The organism is Sphingomonas sp. BK036 (assembly GCF_004216825.1).
In the GTDB taxonomy this organism is placed as follows: domain Bacteria; phylum Pseudomonadota; class Alphaproteobacteria; order Sphingomonadales; family Sphingomonadaceae; genus Sphingomonas.
In genome coordinates, this window is record NZ_SGXR01000004.1 from 528474 (window position 1) to 544370 (window position 15897).

At 66.3% G+C, this 15897-nt stretch carries 18 protein-coding genes and 1 other RNA gene; 10 read left to right on the forward strand and 9 right to left on the reverse strand.

Going from position 1 to position 15897, the window contains the following annotated elements; translation table 11 throughout:
- Nucleotides 1-19 precede the first annotated feature (19 nt).
- From EV283_RS09520 to EV283_RS09535, 4 genes are all read right to left on the reverse strand, one after another.
- Nucleotides 20-1024 carry an alpha/beta hydrolase gene (locus EV283_RS09520; protein WP_130324720.1) on the reverse strand — a complete coding sequence of 335 codons (1005 nt, stop codon included), beginning with the start codon at nucleotides 1022-1024 and terminating at the stop codon, nucleotides 20-22.
- An 85-nt stretch (nucleotides 1025-1109) separates the two neighbouring features.
- Complete coding sequence (locus EV283_RS09525; protein ID WP_130324722.1) at nucleotides 1110-1535, reverse strand: MAPEG family protein; 426 nt, start codon at nucleotides 1533-1535, stop codon at nucleotides 1110-1112.
- A gap of 208 nt (nucleotides 1536-1743) precedes the next feature.
- Nucleotides 1744-2805 carry a deoxyhypusine synthase gene (locus EV283_RS09530; protein ID WP_130324724.1) on the reverse strand — a complete coding sequence of 354 codons (1062 nt, stop codon included), beginning with the start codon at nucleotides 2803-2805 and terminating at the stop codon, nucleotides 1744-1746.
- Nucleotides 2806-2957: 152 nt separating this feature from the next.
- Nucleotides 2958-4193, reverse strand: coding sequence for a type III PLP-dependent enzyme (locus EV283_RS09535; protein WP_130324726.1), 1236 nt, complete (start codon nucleotides 4191-4193; stop codon nucleotides 2958-2960).
- Between the two features lie 137 nt (nucleotides 4194-4330).
- Here EV283_RS09535 and EV283_RS09540 point away from each other — a divergent pair, with 137 nt between their 5' ends.
- Both EV283_RS09540 and EV283_RS09545 read left to right on the forward strand, forming a co-directional pair.
- Nucleotides 4331-5293 carry a threonine/serine dehydratase gene (locus tag EV283_RS09540; protein WP_207223071.1) on the forward strand — a complete coding sequence of 321 codons (963 nt, stop codon included), beginning with the start codon at nucleotides 4331-4333 and terminating at the stop codon, nucleotides 5291-5293.
- Complete coding sequence (locus EV283_RS09545; protein ID WP_130324728.1) at nucleotides 5290-5469, forward strand: hypothetical protein; 180 nt, start codon at nucleotides 5290-5292, stop codon at nucleotides 5467-5469. The genes EV283_RS09540 and EV283_RS09545 overlap by 4 nt, the downstream gene beginning before the upstream one ends.
- Before the next feature lie 149 nt (nucleotides 5470-5618).
- Here EV283_RS09545 and EV283_RS09550 read toward each other — a convergent pair whose 3' ends face one another.
- On the reverse strand, nucleotides 5619-6275 hold the full coding sequence (locus EV283_RS09550) for an alpha/beta hydrolase (RefSeq protein ID WP_031395613.1): 657 nt from the start codon (nucleotides 6273-6275) through the stop codon (nucleotides 5619-5621).
- An 81-nt stretch (nucleotides 6276-6356) separates the two neighbouring features.
- Here EV283_RS09550 and EV283_RS09555 point away from each other — a divergent pair, with 81 nt between their 5' ends.
- The 8 genes from EV283_RS09555 (at nucleotide 6357) to EV283_RS09590 (ending at nucleotide 11943) form a co-directional block, all read left to right on the forward strand.
- Nucleotides 6357-7400, forward strand: coding sequence for an aminotransferase class V-fold PLP-dependent enzyme (locus tag EV283_RS09555; protein WP_278044210.1), 1044 nt, complete (start codon nucleotides 6357-6359; stop codon nucleotides 7398-7400).
- Nucleotides 7397-8482 carry a cysteine desulfurase family protein gene (locus EV283_RS09560; protein WP_130324730.1) on the forward strand — a complete coding sequence of 362 codons (1086 nt, stop codon included), beginning with the start codon at nucleotides 7397-7399 and terminating at the stop codon, nucleotides 8480-8482. Before EV283_RS09555 ends, EV283_RS09560 begins: the two co-directional genes overlap by 4 nt.
- The gene (locus tag EV283_RS09565) at nucleotides 8479-8784 is read left to right on the forward strand and encodes a 2Fe-2S iron-sulfur cluster-binding protein (protein ID WP_130324732.1); all 306 of its coding nucleotides are present in this window, start codon (nucleotides 8479-8481) and stop codon (nucleotides 8782-8784) included. Before EV283_RS09560 ends, EV283_RS09565 begins: the two co-directional genes overlap by 4 nt.
- A gap of 110 nt (nucleotides 8785-8894) precedes the next feature.
- Nucleotides 8895-9227 (forward strand): hypothetical protein, encoded by a 333-nt coding sequence (locus EV283_RS09570; protein ID WP_207223072.1) that lies wholly within the window; start codon nucleotides 8895-8897, stop codon nucleotides 9225-9227.
- A 78-nt stretch (nucleotides 9228-9305) separates the two neighbouring features.
- On the forward strand, nucleotides 9306-9545 hold the full coding sequence (locus EV283_RS09575; RefSeq protein ID WP_130324734.1) for a hypothetical protein: 240 nt from the start codon (nucleotides 9306-9308) through the stop codon (nucleotides 9543-9545).
- A gap of 44 nt (nucleotides 9546-9589) precedes the next feature.
- Nucleotides 9590-9687: signal recognition particle sRNA small type (gene ffs / locus EV283_RS09580), an RNA gene on the forward strand.
- A 277-nt stretch (nucleotides 9688-9964) separates the two neighbouring features.
- Nucleotides 9965-11623: a DNA polymerase III subunit gamma/tau gene (locus EV283_RS09585; RefSeq protein WP_130324736.1), complete on the forward strand. Its 1659-nt coding sequence runs from the start codon at nucleotides 9965-9967 to the stop codon at nucleotides 11621-11623.
- A complete protein-coding gene (locus EV283_RS09590) occupies nucleotides 11620-11943 on the forward strand; it encodes a YbaB/EbfC family nucleoid-associated protein (protein WP_055878059.1) in 324 nt (107 codons plus the stop codon). Before EV283_RS09585 ends, EV283_RS09590 begins: the two co-directional genes overlap by 4 nt.
- 80 nt (nucleotides 11944-12023) lie before the next feature.
- Here the strand turns inward: EV283_RS09590 and mtgA are convergent, their stop codons facing one another.
- Genes mtgA through EV283_RS09610 form a run of 4 tightly spaced genes read right to left on the reverse strand, consistent with a single transcriptional unit; the run spans nucleotide 12024 to nucleotide 15888 of the window.
- Nucleotides 12024-12698 carry a monofunctional biosynthetic peptidoglycan transglycosylase gene (mtgA, locus tag EV283_RS09595; protein WP_130324738.1) on the reverse strand — a complete coding sequence of 225 codons (675 nt, stop codon included), beginning with the start codon at nucleotides 12696-12698 and terminating at the stop codon, nucleotides 12024-12026.
- Between the two features lie 9 nt (nucleotides 12699-12707).
- Nucleotides 12708-13979: an NAD(P)/FAD-dependent oxidoreductase gene (locus EV283_RS09600; protein ID WP_130324740.1), complete on the reverse strand. Its 1272-nt coding sequence runs from the start codon at nucleotides 13977-13979 to the stop codon at nucleotides 12708-12710.
- 1 nt (nucleotide 13980) lies between these two features.
- Nucleotides 13981-14883: an RNA polymerase sigma factor RpoH gene (gene rpoH / locus EV283_RS09605; protein WP_056417940.1), complete on the reverse strand. Its 903-nt coding sequence runs from the start codon at nucleotides 14881-14883 to the stop codon at nucleotides 13981-13983.
- 57 nt (nucleotides 14884-14940) lie between these two features.
- A complete protein-coding gene (locus EV283_RS09610; RefSeq protein WP_130324742.1) occupies nucleotides 14941-15888 on the reverse strand; it encodes an RluA family pseudouridine synthase in 948 nt (315 codons plus the stop codon).
- Nucleotides 15889-15897: the final 9 nt, after the last annotated feature.

A 15897-nucleotide genomic window follows, 5' to 3' on the forward strand; every position in this document is an offset into this window, starting at 1 on the left:
GTAAGCCTGACTCGCATCGTCATGGCGAGACCAGCTCGCCCATCCACCGATCGAACAGCTGCGGCCACAAGGATCCCGGCGACCGCGGCGACAGGCGCGTGCCAAAGCCGTGTCCGCCGCGTTGGAGGAAGTGCGCCTCGGCGGGGATAGCGGCGCGGCGCGCGGCGGCAAGCGTCTCGACGCTGTTGGCGACCGGCACGGTAGTGTCGTCCTCGGCATGGACGAGGAACAGTGGAGGGGCACCGGGCCGCAGCTGGCGGTCGATCGCATAGCGCGCCTGGACCGTGGGCAGCGGATCGGGGCCGAGCAGGTTGGCACGCGATCCGCCATGGCTGCGCCCGGGATCCATGTTCGAGACGGCGTACATCAGCCCGGCCCAGGCGGGGCGTGCCGAATGCCGGTCTGCGGCATCGACCGGGCGATACACGTTGAAGTCTGGCAGCACGGTCAGCGATCCGGCGAGATGACCGCCGGCGGAGAAGCCGAGCACGCCGAGCTTGTCCGCGCGGATGCCATAGGTGCGCGCATTGGCGCGGATCAGCCGCATCGCCCGCTGCGCGTCGGCGAGCGGCACGTCCGCCCGGTCCGCCCAGCCTTCGCCCGGCAGGCGATAGCTGAGAACGAACGCGGTAATCCCGAACGCGTTGAGCGCACGCGCGACGTCGATACCCTCGTTGCGGAGCGAGGTGATCGCATAGCCGCCACCGGGGACGATCAGCACCGCGCGGCCATCGGGTCGCGCTGCCCGGAACACGCCGACCTCGGGACGCACCACGCCGCGCATCTGGAAATCGCGATAACCGTCGGGATAGCGCGGCATCGTCGGATGCGGCGTCGGCAGTGGGTTCGGGGCACCCTGCGGCATGCCGGGCCAGAGCGCGAACCGCTCCGCGGGCGGCCAGACCGGCAGGTCCGTCTCGCGCGGCTGGCCGCCGCCAAGCTGCGCCCCGGTCCGCGCGAATGCGGCGGGGGCGACTCCGGCGACGAGGGGAATGGTGAGGAGCGAGCGGCGGTCGAAGGTCATGCCGGACTGCTAGCCGATCCAACCCCGTTGGGGGAGGGGAGCGCGATGCGACGGGCGTTTTTTCCCGGCAGCGGTCCCAAGATCCTCAAAACACTGCCAATGCCGCGTGCAGCGTAAGCGCCACCAGCGTCAGGCTCGACAGCATGAACACCACGAAACGGTCGCGGACGCGGTTGCTGGTCGCCTGGATCAGGCTGTGCACGATCCGCAACCCGACATAGGCCCAGGCAATCCAGGCGTTGGGTCCGTCGCCCGCGCCGCTCAGCGCCAGCACGGTGCAGACCGCGTAGAACAGCGTCGGCTGTTCCATCAGATGATTATAGTTGTGGACCTTCCACTGCGCCTGCGGGGGCAGCGACCGGTCGGCGTCGGACCCTTTGGTGCCGACGAGCGTGCGCAGGTCGACGCCCGCCGCCTTCATCGCCGGCAGCCGCGTGGCGAGCATCCAGCCCAGCATGACGAGCGTCCACGCGATCAGCACGACCATTGGCCGCAGGATGTCGCTGTGCATGAAAAAACCTCCCCCGGTTATCCCCAGGAGAGGCTGCCTCAATTGCCCAGTCGGGGCAATGGTATCTTTGATCCTCCCCCGCCAGGGGGAGGTGGCAGGCTCTTGCCTGACGGAGGGGGAGGTAAGCGATCACGCCTGCTCCGTGTCCGCCCCCTCCGTCACCTTCGGCGCCACCTCCCCCTAGCGGGGGAGGATCAGCGCACCTGCCTCACGCCTTGTCGAAGCTCGCGCCCCACTTGCGGACCGGGCGATCCTTCCAAAGCCCGCGGTGATACGCGTCAGACGCCAGCAGCGGCATGACCGACCCCGCTTCGGCGAACACCATCTGCTCGATGCCGGTGTTGACCTTGCCCCACGAGGCGGCCTCCTGGAGCGTCGACGACGAGCACGCACCGTCGCGCACGTCGGCGACGGTGATCTGCACCGCGTACTTGTGGACCTGGACGTCGTCGTGGCCGAGGATCTCGGCGCACACCACGGTGTCCTGGATGAAGTTCTTCGGCACGCCACCGCCGATCATGAGAAGCCCGGTGGTGCCCGCCTTGATCTTGATCTCGGTAAGCTCGCGGAAATCGGCGATCGCGTCGAGGACCATGTAGGGCTTGCCCGCCTTCGCCGCGTCGACCTGATGCTTGACCAGACCGAAGCCTGCCGAGCTGTCGACGAACGCCGGGCAGAAGATCGGCACGTCATGCTCATAGGCGAGCTTGACGAGGCTGTTCTCCTTCTTGCCGTGCTCGACGAGGTACTTGCCCATCTCGCGGATGAATTCGCGGCTCGAATAGGGGCGGGCTTCCAGCGTCTCGGCGATCTCGAAGATCGTGTGGTCGACGTGCTGGAGCTCTTCCTCGTCGATATAGGTATCGTAGATCCGGTCGATCATCAGCGAGCGCAGCACGTCGTCGTGCGGCACTTCGAGCGCCTGGTAATGCTTGTGGCCGAGGCCCTCGAAGAAATCCATGTCGACGATCGTCGCGCCGGTCGCGACGATGCCATCGATCATGTTGTTGCGCAGCAGCTCGGCATAAAGGTCCATGCAACCGCCGGCGCTCGTCGAGCCCGCGATCACGAGGAAGATCGTGCAGTCCTTGTCGGCGAGCATCTGGTTGTAGATGTCGGTCGCGCGGCCGAGGTCGCGGCTGGTGAACGACATCTTCTTCATCGCGTCGACGATCGGCCGCGCGTCGAAGCTGGTGATGTCGATATGCTCGACGGTGGTGGACAAGAGCTCAGCCTTGCGCTGCGCGTCGATGCGGGTGTCTTCGGTCATGTCTGAATTCTCCAGAAACTCCCCTCTCGCTTGCGGGAGGGGTTAGGGGAGGGGCTGAACGATCCGCGAACGCCATCGCTCGCGGACAAGCCCTCCCCCGACCCCTCCCGCAAGCGGGAGGGGAGGAAGAAGGGCGCGGTACTAAAGCTTGGTTACAGCTTGACGACGTTGGACGCGAGGTCCTGATACCGCTCGACGTACAGCGAGACCATCGGCTCGTCGGTGACGATCACCGTCTCGTCCGATCCGAACCCGTTGAACGCGGTCCGCATCGCAGAGCCGTATGCGCCGAGCATGCCGATCTCGATATAGTCGCCGGCCTGGATGTCGGCGGGCAGCAGGAACGGCCCGACCATGTAATCCATGTCGTCGCACGTGGGCCCGTAGAAGCTGAACTCCATGTCCTTCGCACGGCTGTCCGGCTCGCGGAGCAGCTCGACCGGGAAGCGCCAGCCGATATGCGCCGCATCGAACAGCGCGCCATACGCACCGTCGTTGATGTACAGCTCGGTCCCGCGGCGCTTTTCGACGCGCACGATAATCGACGAATATTCCGCGCACAGCGCCCGGCCCGGCTCGCACCACAGCTCGGACGAATAGCTGACGGGCAGCGACTCGAACGCACGGTGGATCGTCTCGAAGAAATGCTCGAGCGGCGGGGGCTCCATGCCCGGATAGGACGACGGGAAGCCGCCGCCGACGTCGATCACGTCGACCGTGACCGCCGCCTCGACGATCGCCGCACGGACGCGCTCCATCGCGTTCGAATAGGCCTCCGGGGTCATCGCCTGCGATCCGACATGGAAGCAGATGCCCAGCGCGTCCGCCGCCTGGCGGGCCGCGAACAGCAGCTCCTTCGATTCGCCGGGGGCGACACCGAACTTCGACGCGAGGCTCAGCTTCGAATGCTCCGACGACACGCGCAGCCGGACGCATAGCGTCAGGTCGGTTGCGTCGTTGGTGGCACGAACGACCTTGTCCAGCTCTTCCAGGCTGTCGAGGCTGAAGGTCCGTACGCCATGCGTGAAATACGCCTCGCGGATCGCTTCCTCGGCCTTGACCGGGTGCATGAAGCACAGGGTCGCCTGGGGCAGCGTACGGGCGACCAGGCGCACCTCCGCGATCGACGCCACGTCATAATGCGTGATGCCATTGTCCCACAAAATCTGCAGGAGTTCGGGGCTCGGGTTCGCCTTCACCGCATACATCGAGCGGCCCGGAAACTTCTCTGCGAAGAATCGGGCGGCGCGCGCAGCGGCGTGCGGTCGAACGAGCGTGACCGGATCAACCGGGCGCCCCTTAGCGATGTCGATGCCGCGCCCTGTGTTGGGGGAGACGGCGGTCGAATGGGCTTTCGCTAGCCCCAGCGCGTTATGATGCTTGTGCAATTCAAGGGACCTCCAATGTCCTGAGACAAATTACGAAAACACTGCCTTGCGGTTGGAAGTCCCATGGGGCAGCGGAAGCGCGATTTAGGATCGCTTGCCCCCCATGTAAATAGGGTTGGCTGCATAGGAGCCAGTGTGTGACGATTTTGCGACAGCCGACACGGGCGGGGGTCCGCGATGCGGCGGAGAACATTGCGCGGATCCTCCCGCCGACCCCGCTATTTATGTGCGAAATCAAAGGTGTACCGGTCGCTTTCAAGGCTGAATCGTTGCAACCAATCGGCGCGTTCAAGATTCGTGGCGCGTGGCATCGGCTGACCGCACTCGACGAGGGCGCACAGAAAAAAGGTGTCGTCGCGTTTTCCTCGGGCAATCATGCGCAAGGGGTGGCCTGGGCGGCGAAGCGGCTCGGGATTTCGGCGACGATCTTGATGCCCTCGGACGCGCCGCGGCTGAAGCGCGAATCGACGCTGGCGCTGGGTGCTGAGGTCGTCACCTACGATCGCGCCACCGAAAGCCGCGAGGCGATCGCCGCGCAACTCGCGGCAGCGCGCGGCGCGACGTTGGTGCCGAGCTTCGACGACCCGTGGATCATCGAAGGGCAGGGGAGCACCGGGATCGAGGCGGCCGCGCAGATGGCGGCGTTGGGCATGGGCGCACCGACCTGCGTCGTCATTCCGTGCGGCGGCGGCGGTCTGTCGGCGGGCATCGCGCTGGCGTTGAAGGACAGCGCGATCACCGTCGTCGAACCCGAAGGCTGGGACGACATGCGACGGTCGCTCGAGGCGTCTTGGATCGAACCCGTCGGTCCCAACCCGCCGCCGACCGCGTGCGATTCGCTCCAGACGTTGCGCGTGTCACCGCTGACCTTCGACGTCCTCTCCCGCCGCGATGCTACGGGCGTAGCGGTCCGCGAACCGGAGATCGCCGCCGCGCAGCGCTGGGCGGCGGAGAAACTCCGGCTGGTGATCGAACCCGGCGGCGCGGTCGGGTTGGCGGCAGTGCTCGCCGGCAAGGTGAAGCTCGAACCGGGGCTGCTCGTCATCCTGTCGGGCGGCAATGTCGATCTGGCCGCCTATGCCAAGGCGATGGCCGCATGAACGCCGCACTGACCTCGATCGCCGCCGTGGCGCCCGCGATCGCCATGCTGGGCATGTTCGCCTGCCTGATCGGCGGCACGATGCTCATCGCAAAGAAGCGCGACACGAAAAAGGGCGTGCTGATGCTGGTGATGGCCGCAGTCCTGCTAGCCAACGTCGCGATCTGGACGCTCTAACTTAAACCCTCTCCCCTCGGGGGAGAGGGAGGGGCCCGCCGCGCTTGCGGTGGGAGGGTGAGGGGGCGTTGGGGAGAGCTGAGTTTCCCCCAACTCCCCCTCATCCGGCGCTTCCGCGCCACCTTCTCCCCGAGGGGAGAAGGGAAAGCTCACCTAATCGGCGAGTTCGGGTCGAGCCGCATGTCGAGATATTTGTCCACGCTACCCATCAGCTCGGGCATCTCGTGCTCGAAGAAGTGGTTCGCCTTGGGGATCGTGTCGTGATGGATCGTGATGTGCTTCTGCGTGCGCAGCTTGTCGACCAGCTTCTGCGTGGCACCCGGCGTCGCGACCTCGTCGCCTTCGCCCTGGATGATGATCCCGCTCGACGGGCAGGGCGCGAGGAACGTGAAGTCGTACAGGTTCGCCGGCGGTGCGATCGAGATGAACCCGCGAATCTCCGGCCGGCGCATCAGCAGCTGCATGCCGATCCACGCGCCGAAGCTGACGCCCGCGATCCACGTCGTCTGCGCCTCGGGGTGGAAGCTCTGCACCCAGTCGAGCGCGCTCGCCGCATCGCTCAGTTCGCCGACGCCGTTGTCGAACACGCCCTGGCTCTTGCCGACACCACGGAAGTTGAACCGAAGCGTCGCGAAGCCGCGGCGCTGGAACGTCTTGTACAGCTGCTGCACGATCGCGTTGTTCATCGTGCCACCCGCCGACGGATGCGGATGCAGGATCATCGCGACGGGTGCGCGCGGGCGCGGACCCGGCGCAAAACGACCTTCGAGACGGCCTTCGGGACCGGGGAAAATGACTTCTGGCATGGGCACTCGCGAGCTGGACTATGCACTCGGGTGGAGTGCCGGACTATGCGCGCTATATAGGGTTCGAGCCTCTTTTCGCAATTGGAACCGACCCTGAGCCGCAACACGCCCCGCATCTACCTCGATCACGCCGCGACCACGCCGATGCGACCCGAGGCCATCGCGGCGGTGATGGAGGGCATGGCGCGCTGGGCGAACCCGTCCTCGCCGCATGCCGAGGGGCGCGCGGCCCGCGCTGCGCTGGAGGATGCGCGAGCGCGTATCGCCACGGCGCTCGACTGGCCGCATCACGTGATCCTGACCAGCGGCGCGAGCGAGTCCGCGGCGCTAGCACTGCGCCGCCGGCCGGGCGCTGGTGTGGCGGCGGTGGAGCATGACGCGATCCTGCGCGCCGCCGAGACTCCGGTCATGCTGCCGGTCGACCACGTCGGGCGCATCGACACGGCAAACCTGCCCGCCGTCGCGGCGGTGCAGTCCGCGAACAGCGAAACCGGCGTCCTCCCCGGTATGCCGGAGCGCAGGGCGACCGACGTCTGGATCGCCGATTGCTCGCAGACCGCCAGCAAGCTCGCGCTCCCCGACGCGGACCTCGTCATCGTCTCGGCGCACAAGCTGGGGGGGCCGCCTGGCATCGGCGCATTGCTGGTCCGCGACCTGGGGTTGCTCGACCCGACCGGCGGACAGGAGCGCGGCTATCGCGGCGGCACCGAAAACCTCCCGGCCGCGCTCGGTTTCGCCGCCGCGCTGGAGGCACCGCGCGACTGGTTCGCCGCCATGGCAGACCTCCGCGCCACCCTCGATGCCGCCGTTCTCGCGAGCGGCGGCGAGATCGTTGCGCACCACGCCCCTCGCATTTCGACGATCGCCGCCTATCGTATGCCCGGCATAAGCTCCGCAGCGCAGCTGATCCGCCTCGACATGGCCGGCTTCGCCGTCTCCGCGGGCAGCGCATGTTCGTCGGGCAGCATGCGCCCAAGCCACGTGCTCGCCGCGATGGGCTATACCCCCGAAGCCGCCGCCGAAGTCGTCCGCGTCAGCTTCGGCTGGACGACGACCTCGGACGACGTCGCGAAATTCGCCGAGGCTTGGACCCGGATCGCGCAAGACATAAAGCGATCCGCATGAGCTATCTCGATTACCAGGCGACCACCCCGCTAGCGCCCGAAGCGCTCGCCGCAATGCTGCCGTGGCTCGAATCGCAGCACGCCAACCCGCACTCCCCGCACCGCGAAGGCCGCCGCGCGAAGGCCGCAGTCGAGGTCGCGCGCGATCAGGTGGCCGCGCTGCTGCCCCCTGGTGGCCGCGTCGCCTTCACCAGCGGCGCGACCGAGGCGCTCAACTGGGCGATCAAGGGCTCGACCGGCCCGATCGTCACGCTCGCAACCGAACACGCCGCCGTCCTCGACACGGTCGCAGCCGAGGCGGCGAGGGGGCGTCAGGTCACGGTCCTCCCGGTCGGCCCCGACGGCGTGGTCGATCTCGACGTGGCCCGCGCCGCAATCCTCCCCGGCACCGGTCTCGTCGCGGCGATGCTCGTCAACAACGAGATCGGCGTGACCCAGCCGGCCGCGGCGCTCGCCGATCTCGCGCATGCAGCCGGCGCGCTGATGCTCTGCGACGCGGTCCAGGGCTATGGCCGCGTACCGATCCCCGGCACCGTCGACCTGATCGCGATCTCCGCGCACAAGGTCCACGGTCCCAAGGGCATAGGCGCACTCTGGATCCGCGACGGCGTCGACCTCGCCCCGCTGTTGCACGGCGGCGGGCAGGAAGCACCCGGTCGCTCCGGCACGCTCTCGCCCGCGCTCTGCGCAGGCTTCGGTGTCGCGGCCAAGCTGATGGCCGCGCGGACGATCGAAGACGCCGCGCATGTCGACCGCCTCAAGTCGCTCGCGCTCGACCGTCTCCGCCCCGACTGGATCGTCAACGGATCGACCGAGCACCGGTATCACGGCAACCTGAACGTCCGCCGCGACGGTCTCGACGTGAACCGGCTGATGTCGGACCTGCGCGACATCGCCTTCTCCGCGGGCTCGGCCTGTGCGAGCGGATCGGGTCGGTCCAGCCACGTCCTCCGCGCGATCGGCCTGACCGAGGCGCAGGCGCGCGCCAGCATCCGTCTCGGCTTCGGCCGCTACACCACCGAAACCGAACTGCGCGATGCGATCGACGCGATCGTCGCCGCTGCCGAAGGACAATGGCCATGATCGTCCGCTTCATCGCCCGCGACGGCAGCATTACCAGCGTCGCAGTCAGCCCGGGCGACCGATTGCTCGACACCGCGCAGGCGCATAATCAGCCGCTCGAGGGCACCTGCGAAGGCCAGCTATCCTGCGCGACCTGCCATGTCGTCGTCGACCCCGCCGACTTCGCGCGCCTCCCGCCGGCGACCGAGGACGAGGAGGATATGCTCGATCTCGCGCAGAACGCCACGCGGACCAGTCGGCTCGCCTGCCAGATCCGCCTGACCGACGCGCTCGACGGACTGACCGTTCGGATTCCGGGGTAGGTCAGCAAAGCTTACAGGAAGACAACGCGCGGTTCAGGGAACGTCCACGCCCGCAAGCCGATTATCCGCTCATCGCCTCAATGTACGAGGTCTTGAGAGGAGTACCGGACATGAAGATCATCGCAATGTTCGCCGCTGGCGCCTTGGCCACGGGAACCCTGTTCGCCGCGGCGCCCGCCGATGCGCAGCGCTACGGTTGGGATGGCTCGCGCGGCCATCATGACTGGCACGGGCCGCGTGGCGACCGGGGCTGGCATGGCCGCCGCGGCTGGGACGACCGCCGTGGCTGGGACGGTCCGCGGCGTGGATATGGCGGCTATCGGGGCGGCTATCGCGACAGTGGCTATGGGTATCGCGGTCCACGGGGTTACGGCCGGTCGCGCGTCGTATGCCGGATCGATCGTGGCTATTACGGCCCGGTCCGCCGCTGCTTTCGTCGATAATACGGAACCGTAACGACTCCCGCTCTGTTTAACATAGGTTGCCAGTCCATCGGGACTCGCGTCACGTAGGAGACCCCCATGAAGTTCTTTACCATCGCCGCAGCAGGCCTCGTCGCGCTTACCGGTCTCGCGCCCGTCGGGATCGCCGCAGAGGCATCGGCGCAGCGCACCGTCGTCCATGAGCGTACGGTCGTCCGCCACAATGATCGCCGCCCGGGCTATGGCCGCCACGCGGTCCGCACGCGCCAGGTATGCCGCAACGTGGTGCGCAACCATCACCGCCAGCGCGTCTGCCGCACGGTCCGCTACAACCGCTAACGTTAAAGCGGCTTGATCATCCCGTCCGACCCCGCCATATGCGCCGCGGGAGTCGGGCGGACGTGGTCGTCGCCAACTTGGTCAGATCCGGAAGGAAGCAGCCACAACGATTTCGCCACGGGTCGTCCCGGCTCCCACCGCGAACATGGCGTACCGCCATCTGAGCGCGGCCAGCGGCGCAAAGCGCCAACTGACGATGCGGCTAAGCCGCAGCGCACTTCTTCTAAATTCGTCGAAGATCCCGAACCGGTGTCCTACACGCCGCCGCCGTGGCACCATCCGCCGATGACCCACGCCCGCTCCTTGATCGGCCCGTTACACCACCCCGCCAACCCAAGTGCAGACCCTTCCCAGCGTCTATACTTTCTATACTTCACTCCCCTTCGACAGCGCGCGTCACACCCGCTATGACGCCGGCAATGTCAGATACCTTCGACCTGGGCGAACCCCCGCAGCCGACCGCCAAGGCCGACGTCGCCTACCGCGTGCTCGCGCGCAAATATCGTCCGCAGACCTTTTCCGAACTGATCGGGCAGGATGCGATGGTGCAGACGCTGGGCAACGCGATCAAGCGCGACCGGCTCGCGCATGCGTTCCTGATGACCGGCGTCCGCGGGGTCGGCAAGACGTCGACCGCACGCCTCATCGCCAAGGCGCTCAACTGCATCGGTCCCGATGGGCAGGGCGGCCCGACGATCGACCCGTGCGGCGTCTGCGAACCCTGCCGCGCGATCGCCGAGGGCCGCCATATCGACGTGATCGAGATGGACGCCGCCAGCCACACCGGCGTCGACGACGTCCGCGAGATCATCGACGCGTCGCGCTATTCGGCGGTCACCGCGCGGTTCAAGATCTACATCATCGACGAAGTCCACATGCTGTCGAAGAACGCGTTCAACGCGTTGCTCAAGACGCTCGAGGAACCGCCACCGCATGTGAAGTTCCTGTTCGCTACCACGGAAGTGAACAAGGTGCCGGTGACGGTCCTGTCGCGCTGCCAGCGTTTCGACCTTCGCCGCATCTCCGCGGAACAGCTCGCCAAGCATTTTGCCTGGGTCTCGACCGAAGAAGGCGTCGTCGCCGATCCCGAGGCGCTGATGCTGATCGCACGCGCCGCGGAAGGCTCTGCGCGCGACGGGCTATCGATCCTCGATCAGGCGATCGCGCATGCCGGGCTCGAAGGCGGCGGCGTGACGGCGGATGCGGTCCGCCAGATGCTCGGCCTGTCCGATCGTGGCGCGGTGCGCGATCTGCTCACGCTGATCCTCGCCGGCGACGGGGCAGGGGCGCTCGCCGCGATGCGCCGCCAATATGATTACGGCGTCGACCCGCTGTCGGTGCTCCGGTCGCTACTCGAAACCGTCCACGGCATCACGCTGACCAAGGTCGGCACGCCGCCCGACGCGGCGCAGCCGGCCGAGGAACGCGCCGCACGCGAGGACTGGGCGGCATCGCTCGGCTATCCCGCGCTACACCGCCTGTGGCAGCTGTTCCTCAAGGGGCATGACGAGGTCGCCAAGGCGGCGCTGCCGATCGAAGCCGCGGAGATGGCGCTGTTGCGCGCGATCTACGCCTCGACGCTGCCCGATCCCGGCGAACTCGCCCGGCAGATCGCCAGCGGTGCGGCCCCTGCCGCCGCACCGTCGCTGCCGACCCCGGCCAGCCAGCCCGCGCCCGTTGCGACGGCACCCGAACCAACCGGCCCGATCCTGCCGCCGACGTTCGAGGCGCTGGTCGATTTGCTCGACGAGCAAGGCGGTCTCGCGATCGCTGCGCGGCTGCGGCACGGCGCGCGGATCGTCAGCTATGCGCCACCCGAATTTGCCCTCAGCGGCAGTCGCCCGGTGTCGGCGGACACGTTGGCCGAACTCAACACGCTGTTGAAGACGGTGACGCGGACCGCGTGGAAAGTGACGATCGTCGACGCGCCCGGCGAGCCGACGTTGAAGGAACAGGCCGACTCCGCCGAAGAGGCAAACCGTTTGAAATATTGGGACTCGCCATTGGTCCGGGCAGCGCGCGAAGCGTTCCCCGATACCAGAATGGAAAATTGGCCCGGTCAAAGGAGCAACGCATGAAGAATATCGATGAAATCCTCGCCATGGCGCAGAACGTCCAGAGCGAACTCGAAAAGGCGCAGGCCAATCTCGACACGATCGAAGTCGAGGGCGCATCGGGCGGCGGGCTCGTCAAGGTGAAGGCGTCGGCGAAGGGCCGGATCATCGGCATCGCAATCGACGATTCGCTGATCCAGGTCAGCGAGAAGCAGATGCTCGAGGATCTGCTGACCGCGGCGTTCAACGACGCGCGCGCCAAGGCGGACGCGGTGTCGGGTACCGAGATGTCGAAAATGACCAGCGGACTTCAGCTGCCCCCGGGCTTCAAGCTGCCATTCTGAGTCGATCTAGGCGCCAGTAGGCGCCGGCCACCCCAAGTCCGTCATCCCAGCGTTCGCTGGGGTGACGGATGCGGTCTGGTTCAGGGTCGCAGGCAGCTGTCCAACCCATCGTTCCGTACCACCGAAACCCGCCGCGACAGCGTGTTGCCATGCTTGCGCACGAACCCATGCGGACTGATCGCCGCGCGCTTCTTGGGCAACGGCAGCACCGCCGCAATCCGCCCCGCCTCGGTCGGTGACAGCTTCGACGCATCATGGTTGAAATAGCGGATCGCCCCGGCGTTCGCGCCGTACGTCCCGATCCCGGTCTCGGCGATGTTGAGATACACCTCCATGATCCGCCGCTTCGGCCACAGCGCCTCGATCAGCACCGTGAAATATGCCTCGAACGCCTTGCGGACATAGCCGCCGCCCTGGAACAGGAACGCGTTCTTCGCGGTCTGCTGGCTGATCGTTGAGCCGCCGCGGATCCGCCCACCCTGCGCATTGCGCGCGGCCGCCCCCGCGATCGCCTTGAAATCAAAGCCATGATGCGAACAGAACCGCGAATCCTCGCCCGCAATCGCCGCGCGCGCCATGTCCGGATCCATCTCGGATAGCGGCATCCAGTCCTTGGTGACGCCATGACCGCTCAGCACGTCGCCCATCATCGTCCAGGTGAACGGTACCGGCACGAACCGATAGATGCCGACCCATGCGACCGTGATCAGGACGAATCCGAAGACGATCTTGGCGAAAATGCGGAAGAAGCCCATTGCCGCTCCTTATGCGATCGGCGCGGCCTCGCCAATGATCGCACGCGCGGCGGCGACGCCCGTCTCGTACGCGCCGTGCGCGGTCGAGAAATCATACGGGTGGCAGGCTTCCCCGGCAAAACGGATGCGGCCATCGACCGGCGCCGCGAGGACGCCACGCTGTGCCGCTTTACCAACCCTCGCATGGCTGTAGCTGCCGCCGATATAAGGTTCGTGGCGCCACCGCGTCGCGGTGAGCGGCGTGAGGCGGTTGCGCCAGTCGCTACCGAGCAATTCGACAAGCTCGTCGATCGCGAACTGTGCGGCGTCGCGGTCCTCGAGTATCTCCGCGCAGTTGCCGCCGAAGAAGCTCTCGACGATCGGCCAGCCGAACGGCGACAGGCGGTGGCTGGCGGTGCAGGCGATGTACGGGTTGCCGATCAGATGCGCGTTGGTCGGCCATTCGGGGCGATCGACATGAAGGAACACCTTGTCGGCAAGTCCAAGCGGGAGGTCGGCAGCGGCGGCATGTTTATCGGGGAGGGGCGGGTCGAACACGATCTGCGCCGTGGCGAGGACCGTCGTGGGGACGCAGACGATGACATGGTCCGCCTCGATCATGCCCGCGGGGGTGTCGAGTTTGAGGCGAAGGCCGCTGTGATCGATACGCGTGACGGGTGTCGAGAGGCGGACGGCCAGACCCGCGGCGTGGCTGGTAACGAGCGTGCCGTAGCCTTCATTCACTGTCCAATTGTCGTCGGTCGCGGCGTCTTCGTACGCGGCCCAGTCGTGAAGCGAGACCCGGGTAAGATTCGCGCCATTGGCGTAGCCGGAGATCGCGTCGATCTTGGGACGCCATTTATCGTCCGCATCGATGAAGTCGGAAAGGGGGCGGTCTGGGCCGTCCAGCGCGGCCAGGGCTCGCGCATTCCAGGATGAGTACGCCTCTGAGGAGGCTGCTTGGTCTTCAGGCGGAAAGCCGAGGTCGCGCCATTGCGTGCGCCAGTTCGCGTCGGAGCGATCTATGGAAAAGCCCGTCGCCTGTGCGATCGAAGTCCAGGGATTACGCTGGCCGGAGTGAAGCCAACCACAGCCGGAGTCGACGTGGTTTCCCGCGAAGGCGAAAAGCTGGTCTCGGATTGCGCCTTGGCGGGACAACAGGCAGGCGAGAGGAATACTTCGGGCTCGGCCGCCGAGGCGGTCGCTGGCCTCGACCAGCACCACATCGTACCCAGCATCATGCAGCGTTCTTGCCGCAGCGATACCAGCCGCACCGCCGCCGATGACGACGGTGCGTGCCACCTTATGCCGCCAGCAGGCGCTTCTCGCCGGCGATTCGCATCATTGCCTTTTGCAACTTCTCGAACGCACGAACCTCGATCTGGCGCACGCGCTCGCGCGACACGTTGTACACTTGCGACAGCTCCTCGAGCGTCTTGGGATCGTCGGTCAGGCGACGCTCGGTGAGGATGTGCTGCTCACGCTCGTTGAGGTCGTCCATCGCCGACACCAGCATCGAGTGGCGAACGTCCGCCTCCTGTGCATCGGCAACGATCTTGTCCTGCAACGGCGCGTCGTCCTGCAGCCAATCCTGCCACTGGCCTTCGCCGTCTTCCCGCATCGGCACGTTGAGCGATGTATCGCCGCCCATCGCCATGCGCCGGTTCATGCTGACTACGTCGGTTTCGGCCACACCAAGATCTGTTGCAATTTTGGTGACGTGTTCGGGGCGCAGATCGCCGTCCTCGAATGCATCGAGGCGGCTCTTCATGCGGCGCAGGTTGAAGAACAGTTTCTTCTGTGCCGCCGTCGTCCCCATCTTCACGAGGCTCCACGAGCGCAGGATATATTCCTGGATCGATGCACGAATCCACCACATCGCATAGGTGGCCAGACGGAAGCCGCGCTCGGGCTCGAACTTCTTCACGCCCTGCATCAGGCCGATATTGCCTTCGGAGATCAGCTCCGACGTTGGCAGGCCATAGCCGCGATACCCCATTGCGATCTTCGCCACGAGGCGCAGATGCGAGGTCACGAGCTGCGCCGCCGCCTCCGTATCGCCATGCTCCTGGAAACGCTTGGCGAGCATATATTCCTGCTCGGGTTTGAGCAGCGGGAATTTCTTGATCTCAGCGAGATAGCGATTGAGACCCGCCTCGCTGCCGAGCGCAGGAATCGTCGCTGGAACGTTGGAGCGGGCTGCCATAGTCGTAATCCCTTTCTGCTGACCCCGATTGCCGCACTGCGGCATGGTGTCGATTATCTATACGTCAAGCTGGGTGAACAGTTCCTGCATGTCTGCGGGCATTTCGCTTTCGAACGCCAAAGCGATGCTATTCACCGGATGGATGAACCCCAGATGCGCGGCATGCAACGCCTGGCGACGGAACCCGAGCGTATCGAGCAGCGACTTCTGAGCTTGCTTTGTTCTACCATAGACCGGGTCGCCCAACAAGGCATGGCCGATCGACGCCATGTGCACGCGCACTTGGTGCGTGCGACCGGTCTCGAGCCGACATTCGATCAGCGCTGCAGCGCGTAGTGTCTTTATAGTCGAGAAATGCGTCACTGCGCGTTTGCCGCCCTCGACGATCGCGATCTTCTTGCGGTTCTGCGGACTGCGCGCGAGCGGCGCGTCGACGGTACCGCTGGATGGACGGGGGATGCCGCCGACGATCGCCTTGTAGCGGCGATCGATGCTGTGATCGTGAAACTGCTTGGCCAGACCTTCGTGCGCGCGGTCGGTCTTCGCCGCGATCATGAGCCCCGACGTGTCCTTGTCGATACGGTGGACGATACCGGGCCGCGCGACGCCGCCGATCCCCGACAAATTGCCAGCGCAGTGGTGGAGCAGCGCGTTGACGAGCGTCCCGTCGAAATTGCCCGCCGCCGGATGGACGACCAGCCCGGCGGGCTTGTCGATCACGATCAGGTCGTCGTCCTCATAGGCTATGACGAGCGGGATATCCTGCGCTTCGTTGTGCAAAGGGGTCGGCGGCGGGATCGCAATCGCGAACATCTGGCCGGCTGCGGCCTTCTTCGCCGAATCGCGCCATTCGCGGCCGTTGAGCGTCACCTGCCCCGCGGCGATCAGCGCCTTCAACCGCTCGCGCGACATGTCCGGGAGCAGTTCGGCCAGCGCACGATCGAGCCGCCAGCCATCCGTGGCCGGCGTGATCGATGCTTCGACGATGGAAACCCCCCGGTCCATGTCGTAGCG